Genomic DNA, 15,343 nt, shown 5'->3' with positions numbered 1-15,343 from the left:
CCACACCGCCGCCGGGGGCGGCGGCCCCGCCCCCGGCGGCGATGGCCTCATCCGACGCCACCGCGCCAGACGTGACCCGGCCCGCCCAGCGGCCGACGAACACATCCACCGTGGCCACCAACCTGCTCGGCGAGCTGGCGAACCTGCCACCCGCCCCGCCGGTACCCCCGGCCGAGCCGGAGGACGATCCCGTTCCTTCGGGGCCGCCAGCACACTCCTTCGGATCCGAGTCGCACGACGCAGGGGCAGTACCGAGCGGGCCGAGATTCCGGCCCACGGAGCAGGCCGATCTCGCCCCCTCCGGGGAGGCCGCCCGAATCAAGGCGAACATCGCCGCGCTGCGCGTGCTGCGCAGGCTGCAAGCCGACCAGCGGCCCGCCACCGAGGACGAGCAACAGGTACTGGCCCGCTGGTCTGGATGGGGCGCCGTCCCCGCGGTCTTCGACCCGGACCGCGACGACCACACCACCTACGTCTGGGCGCGGGAGCAACTCGCCGAAATGCTCGACGAGACCGAGTGGCGTGCCGCACGACGCACCACACTCAATGCCCACTACACCGACGCCTCGGTCGTCAAAGTCGTGTGGGACGCCGTGCAGCAGCTCGGCTTCACCGGCGGCGACGTGCTCGAACCCGGCAGCGGCTCCGGCAACTTCATCGCCTTCGCTCCCGAGAACGCTCGGGTGGTCGGTGTCGAGCTGGACCCAGCCACCGCAGCTATCTCTGCCGCCCTCTACCCGGACGCCCGGATCCTCAATGAGAGCTTCGCCGACACCCGCATCCCGACCGGCGCCGTCGACCTCGTGGTCGGGAACGTCCCCTTCGGTAAGATCGCGCTCGCTGACCGCCGCCACAACCCGGGCGGCCACAGCATCCACGACCACTTCGTGATCAAGGGATTGCACCTGCTGCGGCCAGGCGGGCTCATGGCGGTGCTCACCTCGCACTTCAGCATGGACCGCGCGAATCCCGCAGCCCGTCGAGAGATCGCCTCACTCGCGGACCTGGTCGGCGCCGTGCGCCTGCCATCGGGCGCCATGGCGAAAGCTGCAGGCACCGACGCCGTCATCGACGTACTGATCCTGCGCCGCCGCGAAGAGGGCCGCCCGGCCGCCCCTTCCCAGGATTGGGAAACCACCCGGCGAGTCACCCTGGGCGAGGACGAGGTACGGGTCAACGCCTACTTTCTCGATCACCCGAGGCGCGTGCTCGGCCGGCTCGGCACCGGCGGCCTGCACAGGGGGGACGAACTGGCTGTTGTCGGCGACCGTGACTGTGCACGGGCGCTACGAGCCGCCTTGCAGGACATCGTGGCGGAAGCGGAAGTCCAGGCGTTGACCTACAGCGATGCCCGGCAGACCGCTCAGTCGCAGCCGATCGCGTTTGTCGCCGCCGCGCAACAGCAGCCCGATGGCTACCTCGCGCTACGCAAGGACAGCACATTCACGCGGGTCATCGCCGGCCAGCCCGAACCCTACACGCCGCCGAAGACTCAAGCCGACGAGCTGCGGGAACTGCTGCGACTGCGCAATCTCGCCATGCGGCTGCTGGAGGCCGAGGCGGCGACCCGCGACGATACCGAAGAAATCGATCACTTGCGCGCGCAGCTCGGGCGGCGCTACGACGGCTACGTATCACGGTTCGGGCCGATCAACCGCTACAACACCTATGAGACAGGCAAGGTCGACGAAGAGACCGGTGAACCGATCCTGCGGCGGGTCGCGCCGGCCCAGGGTGGTTTCCGTGCCGACCCTTTCTCGAACGTCGTCTACGCCCTCGAACGCTTCGATGAAGCGTCCCAACTGGCCTACAAGTCCGACATCTTCACGACGAGGGCCATCGCTCCCCGCGCGCCGAAGCTCGGCGCGGAGACACCCGAGGACGCGATCGCCGTCTGCCAGGATGTGTACGGTCAGCTCACGTTGGAGCGGGTGGCGTGGCTGCTCGGCGTAAACGAGGCCGAAGCGCGCCAGCAACTGGCCACCCTGGTCTTCGACGAGCCCGGCACCGATCGGCTCGTCCCAGCGGCGGAGTACCTGTCCGGCAATGTGCGGGTCAAGCTGGACCAGGCGCGCGCCGCTGCGGAGGAGGACGAGCGGTACGCGCCCAATGTCGAGGCCCTGTCCGTTGTCAAACCGGTTGACCTCACCCCGGAGGAGATCCGCGTTCGACTCGGCGCGAGCTGGGTTAGTGGCAGCACGGTGCAGGAGTTCCTGCAGGAGCTTCTGGACGACCCCACGCTCGCGGTTGAGCACGGCGACGGCGGCACGGACTGGACGGTCGCCTCCAATCGTCGCGCGACGACCCTCGCGACAAGTACGTGGGGTACCGAACGGCGATCCGCAGTCGACATCGCGCAGGATCTGCTGAAGCAGCGGCCGGTGCGTGTGTACGACGTCGACCCGGTGAGCGAGAAGCGCCGGCTGAACGCCGACGCCACTCTCGCTGCCCAGACCAAAGCCACCGAAATAAACGAACGGTTCAGCGAGTGGCTGTGGGCAGATCCACAGCGCGCCAACGCCCACCTGACCATCTACAACGAGAGATTCAACTCCCTCGTCCTGCGCTCCTACGACGGCGTGAAGCTGGCCCTGCCGGGACTGGCTCTCACCTTCAAGCCGCACCCACATCAATACAGCGCGGTGGCCCGGATCGTCGGCGAACCGTCGGTCGGGCTCTGGCATGAAGTCGGCGCTGGCAAGACCGCGGAAATGGTCATGGGCGCGATGGAGCTTCGTCGCCTGGGTTTGGTTCGCAAGCCGATGATCATCGTCCCTAATCACATGTTGGAGCAATTCAGCAGGGAGTTCCTCCAGCTGTACCCGCAGGCTCGGCTGCTCCCCGCCAGCAGCGCGGACCTGGCGGCGGACCGTCGCAGGCTGTTCCAGGCCAGGGTGACGACGGGGGCGTGGGACGCCGTGATCATGACCCACCGTGCGTTCGAGCAGGTGGCCATGTCCCCGGAGTACCAAGGGAAGTACCTGAAGTCGAAGATCGAAAAGCTGGAGCGGCGGCTTGAACTGGCTAAAGATGCTGGGCAGAAGCGGCTTGTCAAACAACTCGAAGGTTCCATCAGCCGGGCCGAGGAACGGATCAAGAAGAAGCTCGACAAGAAGGACCCCGGCCTGACGTTCGAGATGATGGGCGTCGACTACCTGTTTGTCGACGAAGGCCACCTGTTCAAAAATTTGGAGCGGCCGAGCCGGATTCCGGGAATGGGCATCCCCGGATCCAACAGATCCACCGATCTGGACATGAAACTGCGGTGGCTGCGCGAGACTAACGACCGGGTGGGCACCATCGCGACCGCGACCCCCGTGGCGAACTCGCTCGGCGAGGTCCACACCATGCTCATGTACCTCGCCCCGGACCTGATGCGCTCCCTGCGTATTGACGAGTTCGATTCCTGGGCTGCGACGTTCGGTGAGACGGTCGAGGGGATCGAGGTCGTCCCCGAGGGCGGCGGCCTACGAATGAACAGCCGCTTCGCCAAGTTCTACAACGTGCCGGAACTGCTGCGACTGCTACACCAGGTCGCAGACGTGAAGACGGCAGAAGACCTCGCCCTGCCCGTGCCTGCGCTCAAACAGCGCGAGGACGGCCAACGCCTGCCCCGCACCGTGGTCGTCGCCTCCAGCGATGGGCTTACCGACTACCTCACTGCTCTTGTCGACCGGGCCGACAAGGTCCGCAAGGGGGATGTCGAGCCGACCGAGGACAACCTCCTCAAAATTACGCACAACGGCCGCTCTGCGGCGATGGACCTGCGGCTGGTGCCGCCAACGACAGACGAGATCGCCGACGTGTTGCGCCGCTTCGAGGTGCTCGAAGACGAGGAGGCCGTCACTGCGGTGGCTGGCAACCTTGCCGCCCTGTGGGCCCGGCAGCGGCCCAACCCTCTGGACCCCAGCACGGTGGTGTGGCCTGGCCAGATTTGGCAGGACGAGGGCGAGACGCTGTGGTCGGGGCAGTTCGACCACACCACCGAACAGGCCCTGCTTCGCCTCTCCGACACCCACGACTGGAGCGCCGGCCCGCTTGAGGGCAGCCAGTTCCTCGACACTCTGACCAACTACGACGGGCTCGGCCACGCCGACGTCCGGCAGCGGGTGGCCGAGCACCTAATTGACCAGTGGGCAACGGAGCCGCCGGACGAGCAGGTCTGGGGCAGCTTTCGCTGGCCCGACAGCGTTCAGGACGGCACCGGCCGCGTGGTCTGGAGCGGCGACCTGCCGCACACCCTCAAGCAGGCCCTGGCCTCCGTGTATCGGGCTGCGGGAGACGAGCACCCGGTGACCGCAGACCGGCTCGCTGATCTCATGGACACCTACGACCGCCTCGCGGACCCAACAATCCGCCGGCGGCTCGCCTCGGAACTCGCAGACCTGTGGAGTGAGCGCCACCCACCAGGATCGGACGCCGGTCACGATGGGGCCAGGGCGGCGGAGACGGCATGGCCGGCTCCGATCGTCGCTCCGCCCGAGTTGTTGTGGTCAGGGCCGTTCAGCGAGGAAGTCCAGTCAGCGTTACTGGGCATCCGCGGGATAGACCAGGATGCGCCAAGCAAGCTGACCGCCGCAGCGGAGACGATCGCCCGCATCTACGCCGAGCACCGCGACGACATCTTCAACGACAGCGACGGCCAACCCCACCCGCGCCCCGGAGCGCTTCAGATCGTCTTCAGCGACCTCGGCGTGCCAGCGGCCGGTTGGAACGCCTACGAAGAACTGCGGGATCAACTCGTCGCTCGTGGCGTGCCACGGGGTCAAATCCGGTTCATGCACGAGGCCGGAAACGACGCAGAAAAGGCGGCGCTGTTCGCCGCCGCTCGCGACGGACGCATCAGCGTCCTGGTTGGCAGCACCGAGAAAATGGGCGTCGGTACCAACGTCCAGGCCCGCGCGGTCGCGTTGCATCACCTGGACTGCCCTTGGCGGCCGGCCGACCTCCAACAGAGAGAAGGCAGAATTCTTCGGCAGGGCAACCAGAGCCCTGAAATCGAGATCATCCGGTACGTCACCGAAGGCTCATTCGACGGGTTCATGTGGCAGACGGTCGCGAGGAAGGCCGAGTTCATCGCGCAGCTCATGCGCGGCCGGCTCGACGTGCGAGAAATCGAAGACGTTGGAGATGCCGCCCTCTCGTACAACGAAGTAAAAGCGCTGGCCACCGGCAACCCGTTGCTGCTCGATCAGGCTGCCCTGCAAGCCGAAGTGACCAAATTGGAGCGGATGGAACGCTCGCACCACCGGGAACGCGACCGGATGGTCTGGGTCCGGCGCCAACGTGAGCAGGACATCGCCATCCTGCGAGCCGAGATCGAGGAGGCCGTCGCTGCACAGGCACGCCGCGTCGACACCACCGGGAACAAATTCCACATCACCGTGCTCGGCCAGGGCACCGGAGAGCGCAAGCAGGGCAACATGTTGCTGCGTGACGCGCTCAAGGCCCTCACCGCGCCGCCACCGCGCGGCGAGCAGGAGGTCGCCACGATCGGAGGCTTCCCGGTCGTCGCGGAACACCGGTGGATCGAAGCGCAAAACCGGCGACTGCTGTACGTCAACATGCCCGACCTGCCCCGAGCCGAGTTTGCCCTCTCCCATGCCGAGCTGGACAACGCAGACCTGGTCGGCCGGCTGGAGAAGCGGCTGCGCGGGCTCGACGCCATCATCGGGCAACTCCAACGCGACCTCGCCGCCCAGGAGCAGGACCTCGACCGGATCACGAGCGGACTGGACACGCCCTTCAAACACACCGATGCCCTGCGCACCTCCCGTCTCCGGCTGGAGCACGTGAATGCGCAGATCACCGAGGCGAGTAAATCCGAGCCGTCGGCGACCCCGGCTGCCGCGCCCGCTCAAGCTACGGCAGGACTGAGGCGCGTCGACCCCGCCATCATCCGCCCCGGCCGTCCCGGCAACCCGGAGGGCAACGACACCATCCAGGTCCTCACCCTCACCGCTGCGGCCATCCAAATCTACGGCTGGGTGTCCCGCCGGGACGCTGATGCCAGCGACGGCAAACTCGTGCCGACCGCCGCCATCGTCGACACCGCGATCAACGGCGAAGGGTACGACGCCGCCGGGCTGCGCGAGGAACTGGAAACAGCTGTCTCCGACGAAACCCGGGCCCATGCCGCCGCGGCGCGCGAGTACGCCCTCGCGCTACCCGACCATGACGTCAGTGACTACGCCTACCAGCTACGAGTCGCCGCCGCGGAGAACACCGTCAGCCAGCGTCACTTCGCCATCCTGGTCTCCGCCGTCTCCAGCTACCAACGGCATCAGCAAGACCGGGTCATCCGCGAGACCACCACCAACTCAACATGGCAGGGCAAGAGGGGCGACCAGGTCAACTTCGCCGCCCAGGTCCTCGCCGCCCGCAGCTACAGCCGTCAGCGGCGGGGCGGCCAGTCCGCCGCCACCACGCTCTACCTCGCCGACGCGGCGGGCAACCTGTGGACGTGGCGAGCGCCGAACCTCAACGCCTTCCGGGACGGAACCCATGTCCGCGTCAAAGGCAAGATCAAGGGCCACGACACCATGGACGGCCATCGACATACCGAACTGGGCCGCTGCGTGCTCGCGCCAATCGAGATGCCCCCGGACTGGCCGGGCGGCCAGAAGGCCACGACCAGCCAGCTGGCCCAGGTCGAACGGCCGGAACCCGTGCCCGAACCCGCGCCCGCGCCGGCGGCGCCGCCTGCGACTCCACCGCCAGATGCCGCCGTCGCCGTAACGGCGCCGGTGAACCTCGACGACTGGGCCGCCGGTCCAGGTGTACGAGCGAGCGCCGACGACGCCAGCTGGCTCTCCGAGGTGATGACCGGACTCGCCAACGAGCCACGGGTGCAGATGTTCGCGCTCGCCAACGCGGTCGACAACTTCGCGCATCCGTTTGCCGACATACTCGCCGACACCTTCATGGACGCCGTCGAGGAGCGTATCGACCTTTTGCGGTGGGCGTACTTCGGCGACAAGCAGGACCGGGTCGCGTTGCAGCAAGCCGCCACGCAGGCGGTTCACGCCGCGATCCATTCGGCCGTCGACATACAGGCCCTCGCTGCGCAGGCTGAGGCGGAACAGCCCGCCGAAGTGCCGTCATCGGCGTCCGGTGACGAGCCGAGCGCTGCGCTCGGTGACCGAGCAGAATCTGAGCAGGAGCTGTCTACGCCGGCCCCGGGCCGGGCAGAACCGGCCGCCGCCGAGGATCTCGAAGAGCGGGAACAGCACATCCGCCGGCGCGAAATCATGCTGAAGATCGAGGAGCATGCCGCCGGTTACCACAGGAGCACGGGTGCGGCTCACCGCTACATCGCCGAGATGGTCAATGCCACCGCGGGGGAGCTTGACTGGATCAAGAGCTACCTCGCTGGTCATCCCGAGGTGTTGGAGCTGCCGTACCGCACACCCGCACAATGGGACAAGGTGCGGCAACAGCGTGGCGAGGAGGCGTTCCAGCAGGCTGAAGCTGCACATGCTGCGGGCGACGTGGCCGGGGCGCTGGACTGGCTCGATGAAGCACGCGCCTGCGGGGTTCTCTCCATCGCGGAGTGGCACACCGGCCGCGACTACGTGCGAACGCATGAGGGCAACGCGGACCAACCCGCTTCCCTCCCGACCTCGGATGCCTCGGTGTCCGGCGAGCAACCCGAGCGCATGCCCGAGGAAGACGCACCCGTGGACCGGCGGGTCGAGGTACGGCAGCGCCAACTGATACTCGCGCTCGAACAGTACGGGCCTGGATACCACCGCATCACCGGCGACGGAGTGCGGTGCGCAGCCGAAGCCATACGTGCGACAGAGCCAGAATGGAAGTGGATGGCGGACTACGCCCAGGCCAATCCACAAGTTCTGGAGGGGGAACGCCTCGGCGACGCCCGGATCTACGAGATCAATCGCAAGGCCACCCGGAGGGCGTTCGCGGCTGCCACCGAAGCGATGAAGCGCGGTGACTTTGATGTCTCTCTGAAGCGACTCGACGATGCCGAGGTGCACTGCCCGGACGGCCACCCGGACCGGGGCGGCAGTTGGGATCACTATCGAGGAATTGTCCGTACCAAGGCGGACGGCGGCGCACCAGAACGACCGGGGACCGTTCCCATGCCGACACCAGAGAGCGAAGCCGCAGGAATCGGGGAGCGTTCGCTGCCAGCCTCCCTGGCCCGAGTCGGTTACGCAGTCCCGCACTCGACCTCGGCGGTCGGTGCCGGCCACTCATCGGCAGAACCTTCGGTGGCAGCCGCCACTGCCCGCAACGCTCATGGCCGATGATCAACGTGTGACGTAGCGTTCAACCGAGATTGGGTTGGGCGGGGGCAACGGCGGCCCCGTTTCACTACCCAGCACCCGCATGAGGCGCGTGCGTGACCAGCAGCAACTGGCCAGCCAGGTAGACATCTGACTTTTCGACAATCCACTGGGTGGCAGCAGCGAGGACCTCGGCTGGGCTGTGCCCACCGAACTCGGGCAGTCGCACAAGGGACGCCCGTCTCGAACAGCAAGAAGAACATCGACAATCGATCGGATGCCGAAGAAGCCAGTCGTGGACCGCAATTCACGGCGGTCCTCAGACATTCTCGTCTGACTTCCCGAGTGGCGAGCCGAATCCCCTGTCACCGGTGCTCGGAGCTTGATGAGGATAGGAAGGAGACAAGGGAACGGTGTAGGAGGGCAGGCATTTCCGTGTTCACCGCGGCCTAGCTAATTTTTCGACTACCGAGAGTGATGGCGTCTGCGGTGTCGACGTGGGCGCGAAGGCGCTCGGCGGCTTCGCCGAGGGGTCAGCTGCTGGATTCGTGCGAGGTCAGGCCCTGGACGAACGTCCTATCGGACACGCGCACGGGGGTGCGTGCGCCGGAGGACGCCGGTCGCGGCGTCTTTAACGGTGCGTAGCGGCGCCCGGTTCCTGTGCGCTAAGACCAATGGGTGCGTCCTACCGCGTTGGGAGGTGGCCGGGGATGCTCAGTCGTTCAGTGCTCAGGTTCACGCTCTTCGCCGACATGCAGACCGCTGTCGAACTGTTGCCTCACGGTCTGGCCGGCGAAGCTGGAGTGAGGACATCATCCCCACCAGTTGGGCCGTCTCGGCGCAACCAAGAAGATAGGGAGGCATCCAGATGATGGCGCGGACCAAGGTGGATAGATCATTCGTCACTGCGTTGGGAGTAGCGCTGTGCGTGCTCGCGGGTTGCACGTCGGAGCCCGCCTCCGAGCCAGACGCGAAGCCGACGTCTTCGGCGGTTACGGCAGCGACGCCCACCCTCAACACGGTTGAGGAGCAGGCCCGACACGATGTCCTCGCTGCCTACAACGGCTACCTGGAGGCGTACGTCAAGGCGTCGGCCACGGCCGACTATCGAACCACGGAGCTGGCCACATACGTGGGCGAACCGCTGCTCGGGCAGTTGCTCAACAGCCTGTTCAACATGTCACGCAGCGGCGTGCACAACGAGGGTCGCCCGACCTGGAGCCCGAGGGTCACCGAGCTGCGCCTCGACGCTAACCAGGCTGTGATCCAGGACTGCTTCGACTCGACGAACTGGAACACCGTCGGCGGGAAGGCGAAGCCCACCGCGCAGGCGAAGAGGTATCCGGTGGCTGTGAAGGCCAAGCGGGTCAACGACAAGTGGTACGTGTACGAGTCAACAGCCCAGCGGAGCTCCACATGCTGACTCGAACCCTGCGAGCCCTCGCACCCGCCCTCGCCGTCGTCGTGGTTGTCGGGTTGACGGTCGCGCCGGCCAGAGCGGACTACTGGGTGTGTCCCCCGATCGGGGACTGCTACCTGGTGATCGAGAAGCCCGGCGACGGCGGCGGCGGTGCACCGCCTGGCGGAGGCGGGGGCGGCGGTAGGCAGGAGTGCACCTCAGGCGGCATCGTCGTGCCCTGTTGGCAGGCCGGTTGGGGATACCTCAACCCGGCTGACGGCTGCTACTACATCCTCGAATCGCCACAGCCACCTGCCAACGATGAGGCATGGGCCGGTCACGAGCCCGGCGACGGGGCGGTGTACCGCCAACGGTGCTACGGCGACGTCATCGGCGCCCTGGTGTGGCGGGCGGATTCGCCGCCGGGAACGCCAGGAAGCCTGAGCCCAGCGGAGCTGGCAGCGCGGGCCGTCAAGGAGCTGCCGATGCGTGGCGCTCAGATCGGCATCAGCCCGAACCCGTCCGGCACCGGGCTGGTGGGCCTTCCGGTCTGGCTGTGGACCGTGGTCACACCGCAGACCTGGGGACCGATCACGGCGAACGCCTCGGTTCCCGGGATGTCCGTTACCGCTCGCGGGCAGGCCACCAGGATCAGGTGGGAGATGGGCGACGGGCGGGCTGTTACCTGCGACAACCCGGGCACCCCTTACGTCAAGGCGAGGCACGGTGCAGCCGAGTCGCCGATGTGCGGTTACGACGGGTACTCGCTGCCCAGCCGCACCGAGGCTGGCGGCCGGTACACGATCACCGCCACGACCACGTGGCACATCGACTGGTGGGTGGTCGGCGGCGGCGCGACGGGGACCGAGACGGTGACGCGCGAATCCACGACATCCGTTCGTATCGACGAGCTTCAGGTGGTGACCGGGTGACGACGGAGGACGTTTCGAGACTTCCCGCGGCGGCCATCCCGCAGCGGCGGGTGGTCCGGGGGCGCAGTGTGCGCCGGGGGCGTCTCGGCGTGGCGGTCGCCCTCATGGCGGTATGTGCCCTCGGCGCGGTGGCGCTGTTCGGCTACGTGAGCCGCACCCAGCCGTACCTGGCGATCGCCAGGGATGTGCCGGTGGGTGCCCAGGTGACCGCTGCCGACTTGGCCACCGTGCACCTCAACCCGGACCCGGGGATCGCCGGGGTGCGAAGCGACCGGGCCGATTCGGTGGTCGGCAAGTACGCCTCGGTGGCGCTTCTGTCCGGCACGCTGCTCAACGCGGGTGCCCTGGTTGATAAGCCGTTACCGGCCCCGGGCGAGCAGGTGGTCGGGGTAGCCCTCAAGGCGGGGCAGATGCCATCCACGCCGCTGCGTCCGGGGGCGAGCGTCCTGCTGGTGTCCACCGAAGAGGCGGTCCAGGACAAGCCGACTGCCGCTGCGCTGACGATTCAGGCCGCGGTAGTGCACGTGATCGCGGGGGCCCGCGACGACACGGCCACGGTGTCGGTCGCGGTGCGGGAGAGCGACGGACCGACCGTCGCTCGGCTGGCCGCTCAGGGCCGGTTGGTGCTGACCCTGACTGCGGGGAGCTGACGATGGCGGTCATCTGCCTCGCGAGCGCCAAGGGATCGCCTGGGGTGACCACGGCGGGTTTGGCCTTCGCTTTGAGCTGGTCGCGACCGGTGGTGCTCGCCGAGTGCGATCCGGCCGGCGGGGACATCGCGGCTGGTTACCTGCGGCACCTGGAGCTGGATGGTGGGCACGGTCTGATGCAGTTTGTCGTAGCCGAGCTGCGAGGGCAGGCCGGTGAGCAGTTCTGGCCCCAGCTGGTTGATCTGGAGCCTCCAGGGGCGCAGCGGTTGCTCTTGCCTGGCATCGCGACCCCAGCGCAGGCAGCCAGCCTCGACCCCAACTGGCACAGCATCGCGAGCTTCTTCGCGTCTCTGGAACACGGTAATCCGGGGTTTGACGTCATCGCCGACTGCGGCCGGCTCGTCGCTCCGCACGCCCCCTGGCCGCTACTAAGCCGCGCCGACCTCGCCCTGCTGGTGGTGAAGCCGACGTTGTCCTCCCTCCTACCTGCCCACGCCGTCGTGCAGACGCTGCTCGGGGCCGCCGGTCCCGCTAGCGAGGGCCGAACCGGGTTGTTGGTGGTCGGCGACGGCGAGTACGACGACCGCGCCGTGTCCCGGCACCTCGACGTGCCGGTGATCGCTCACCTGCCCGACGATTGCCGATCCGCCCGTGTGCTAGCACACGGCGGCACCGTCCGAACCCGGACGCCGTTGTTTCGCGCGGCGGCGGTAGCCGAGGGCAGGGTCATCCGATCCATCAGCGGCCGACGAGACCGCCTCCGCGGCCCTGTCACCCGAGAGGCTGCCCATGTCGACGTTTGAGCACCCACGATGGCGCGACCCGGTCGACAGGACACCCGCGACGAAGGGCAGCTTCCGGTCGTCACAGAACAGCCACACCAACGGCAACGCCGCCGCGCTCGTCGCACCGGCCAAGCCGCCGACACCCGCCTCGACGGTTAGCGATCCTGACTACGCGGTCGTCCGATTGTTGCAAAACGCGGTCAGCGACGAATTGTCGCGCCAGATGGCCGGACGTGAGTCCGTCAGCCCTTGCGAGCGAGAAGCCGAGGGGCGACAGATAGCATCACGGCGCGTCAGCCAGTACGTCGACCAGCAAAGAATGAGTGGCACGCCGCTCAACGGCGACTACGAACAGCGGCTGCTCGATGGTGTGCTCGCTGCGCTGCTGGGCCTGGGGCGGCTCGATCGGCTGCTGCGTGGCCCTTTCGATACCATCACCATCCTCGGATCCGACGGCGTGCGAGTCGAGCGTCCGGACGGGCGCGTCGACATCGAGGCCCCCGTAGCGGATAGCGACGAAGAACTCGTGCTGTTGCTCCAAGCCCTGGCGCGCCGGGCCGGCGGCACCGAACGCGCGCTCACGAAGGACAAACCCACGCTGAGCATGGAGATGCCTGGCGGTCAGCGTCTCGCGGCGACATACCTGGTGACACAGCGGCCGGTCGCGGTCATCCGTAACCACCAGCTCCTCAAGGTCACCCTCGACGAACTGGTCATCCTCGATCAAGCGGACCCGAACAAAAGCGCCATGATCGATCCGCTTCTGCGTGACTTCCTCCGCGCGGCAATGCGGGCCGGGCTCAACATCATGGTCGCGGGCGTGCCCGGCAGCGGCAAGACCTCTCTCCTGCGGGCGCTGGCGAGCGAGATCCCGGCCGACGAGTGGATGATCACCATGGAGGAGGCGCGAGAGCTGGGTCTACACAAGAGCGGACGTCACCCGTGGGTGGTCTCGATGGAAACCCGCGAGGGTCATGGCGAACGCGGACCGGACGGCCGTCCGGCCGGGGAGATCACCCTTGACGACCTGATTCCGATCGGCCTGCAGCTCAACGCACGGCGGATCATCGTCGGTGAGGTCCGGTCCCGAGAGATCGTCGCCATGCTTCAGGCGATGGGTACGACTAACGGCTCCTTGTGCACGATCCACGCCCGCGAGCCCGGTCTGGTCTTCGATCGCGTGGTGGAGCTGGCCCTCAGCCATCGCGACGAGCGGTCCGACCGACGCGTGTACCTCCAGGCCGCCAATGCACTTGATCTGGTCGTTTACGTCGGCATGATCGACGAAAGCGCGATCGGAGGCCGCAAGCACCGCTTCGTGTCCCACGTGATCGAGGTGGGCGGCCTGGTCGAGGATGGCCGCCCCCGAACCACACAGATCTTCGCGCCGGGGTCAGACGGCCGAGCGGTGCCGATGCACCAGCCGGACCGGCTCAAGCAACACTTCCTCCTTGCCGGTTACGACCCGACCATCCTGACCGCGCACCGCGGGCGGGGTGGCTGGCCGCATCCCCTGCCTCGACTGGGAGTGCGGACGTGAACCCGATCCTCATCGCCGCCATGCTCGGGGCCGGTCTCGTCGGCAGCGTCGTGCTTGGCATCAGCGCCATCGTCGGTTCTGGCGAAGCGGACCGCCCGCCGTCGTTGTGGACGACGCGCGCCCGCTGGCTCTGGTACGGATCAGGCAGCACCCACCAAGCCCAACGCCGCCACCAAGCCTGGGTGCTCGGCGCTCTCGCCGCCGGCGCCCTCGCCTGGGTCATCAGCGGAATACCGGTGGCGGCACCACTCGTCGCCGTCGCGATTCCGGGCGTGCCCTGGCTGCTATCGGCCGGCAGGGAGGAGCAGCGCACCATCACCCGCGTCGAGGCGGTGGAGGCGTGGACCCGCCGCCTACGCGATGTGGAGGACTCCGGCGTCGGCCTCCAAGAGGCCATCGTCGACACCGCGCAGACCGCTCCCGCAGCAATCGGCCCCGAGGTGCAACTGCTCGCCGCGCGCATCCAAGCCGGCTGGGACTCCGAAGCGGCGCTGTACGAGTTCGCCGAAACCCTCCAGGATCCGGTCATCGACCAGGTTGTAGTTGCCCTCGCGCTGCACCTCAGCGACCGAGGCGCCAGGCTGACCGACGCACTGACCGGCATCGCGGAAGCCACAGCCGACGAGATCGCAATGCGCCGCGAAACATCCTCTAAGCGGTCCCGAGCGCGATTTCAGATCCGCTTCCTCACCATCGGATCGGTTCTGATGGTCGGGTTCGGCCTGGCCAGCGACCAGTACACCGCTCCGTACGTCGAGCCCCGCGGTCAGGTCGTGCTCGCGATTCTCGCGTGCGGCTTCGTCGGTTGCCTGTGGTGGGCGCGGACGTTGAGCCTGCCGCCGGCGGAGGAGCGCTTCCTGTCCACCAGCGCGAGTGCCGGACGGAGCCCTTCATGACACCCACCTGGGTCGGCATCACCGCGGCACTCGGCGCGGGATTCGGTCTCGCGGTGGCCCTCGCCGCCCACGAACTCCGCCCGGCCAGCCCAGCGCTCGGCCCGGCGCTCGCCCGGCTGCAACCACCGACCGGCGTGGTCACGGCTCGAAATGGCGGGTCCAAGACCATCGGCCGTCTGGCCACCTCCATGCGGCGGATCATCCCTGCCACTGATCTGAGACTGCTGGGCCGCAGCCCGGAGGAGTTCGTCACCAGCCTTATCGTCGCGGGCCTGCTCGGGCTCGCCGTGCCGTCGATCGTGCTCGGCCTGCTGGCGCTCATCGGGCGTGGTTTCGGCACCGGGGTGCCGGTCGTAGCGCCGCTCTGCTTCGCCGCTCTGCTCATTGTCATCGTCTACCGGGACGTCGGACGCAAGGCTGTCATCGCGAGGCGCGAGTGCCGCCGCGTCGTATGCGCGTTCATCGAACTCGTCGCGTTGCAGCGAGCGGCGGGTCGGGGCACAGAGGAGTCCCTCACCAGGGCGGCGAGCAAGGGCGGCGGTTGGGTTTTCGCGACGATTCGGCAAACCCTGCTGCGTGCCGAGCTGTCCGTTTCCGCACCGTGGGATGGGCTCAAGCAACTCGGGACCGACCTCGGCGTGCCGGAACTCGGCGACCTCGGAGACATCATGCAGGCCGCCGGCGTGACGGGTGCCCAGGTCTACCGGACACTGCGGGCCCGAGCGACCTCCCTACGCGCCCAGATGCGCACCGACGCACTGGCCCGCGCCGAGCTACGCACTTCGCAACTGGAGATTCCCGGCGCATTGCTACTGGTCGTGCTCATGCTGCTGGCCCTCTATCCCTTCGCGGCCCGGCTGCTCGCCGCGCCCACCGTCAACTAACCACGATC

The 15,343-nt window shown here is 67.7% G+C and carries 8 protein-coding genes; all 8 read left to right on the top strand.

The annotated features are described in order from the left end of the window. Positions 1–110: 110 nt before the first annotated feature. Positions 111–8,273 carry a hypothetical protein gene (locus ACQEUR_RS13000; protein WP_433029864.1) on the top strand — a complete coding sequence of 2,721 codons (8,163 nt, stop codon included), beginning with the start codon at positions 111–113 and terminating at the stop codon, positions 8,271–8,273. An 844-nt stretch (positions 8,274–9,117) separates the two neighbouring features. After that, positions 9,118–9,672 carry a hypothetical protein gene (locus tag ACQEUR_RS12995; RefSeq protein WP_433029862.1) on the top strand — a complete coding sequence of 185 codons (555 nt, stop codon included), beginning with the start codon at positions 9,118–9,120 and terminating at the stop codon, positions 9,670–9,672. After that, entirely contained in the window at positions 9,666–10,580 is a 915-nt protein-coding gene (locus tag ACQEUR_RS12990; protein WP_433029860.1) for a hypothetical protein, read from the top strand. The genes ACQEUR_RS12995 and ACQEUR_RS12990 overlap by 7 nt, the downstream gene beginning before the upstream one ends. Then, positions 10,577–11,230: an SAF domain-containing protein gene (locus ACQEUR_RS12985; RefSeq protein ID WP_433029858.1), complete on the top strand. Its 654-nt coding sequence runs from the start codon at positions 10,577–10,579 to the stop codon at positions 11,228–11,230. The genes ACQEUR_RS12990 and ACQEUR_RS12985 overlap by 4 nt, the downstream gene beginning before the upstream one ends. Positions 11,231–11,232: 2 nt before the next feature. After that, positions 11,233–12,033, top strand: coding sequence for a ParA family protein (locus ACQEUR_RS12980; protein ID WP_433029856.1), 801 nt, complete (start codon positions 11,233–11,235; stop codon positions 12,031–12,033). Next, on the top strand, positions 12,020–13,555 hold the full coding sequence (locus ACQEUR_RS12975) for a CpaF family protein (RefSeq protein ID WP_433029854.1): 1,536 nt from the start codon (positions 12,020–12,022) through the stop codon (positions 13,553–13,555). The genes ACQEUR_RS12980 and ACQEUR_RS12975 overlap by 14 nt, the downstream gene beginning before the upstream one ends. Further along, the gene (locus tag ACQEUR_RS12970; protein WP_433029852.1) at positions 13,552–14,451 is read left to right on the top strand and encodes a type II secretion system F family protein; all 900 of its coding nucleotides are present in this window, start codon (positions 13,552–13,554) and stop codon (positions 14,449–14,451) included. The genes ACQEUR_RS12975 and ACQEUR_RS12970 overlap by 4 nt, the downstream gene beginning before the upstream one ends. Beyond that, the gene (locus ACQEUR_RS12965) at positions 14,448–15,335 is read left to right on the top strand and encodes a type II secretion system F family protein (protein WP_433029850.1); all 888 of its coding nucleotides are present in this window, start codon (positions 14,448–14,450) and stop codon (positions 15,333–15,335) included. Before ACQEUR_RS12970 ends, ACQEUR_RS12965 begins: the two co-directional genes overlap by 4 nt. Positions 15,336–15,343: the final 8 nt, after the last annotated feature.

It is taken from the genome of Plantactinospora sp. CA-290183 (assembly GCF_050936375.1).
GTDB lineage: Bacteria > Actinomycetota > Actinomycetes > Mycobacteriales > Micromonosporaceae > Plantactinospora.
Note: the sequence above shows the minus strand (reverse complement) of the source record. Positions and strands in the feature narration are given on the sequence as shown.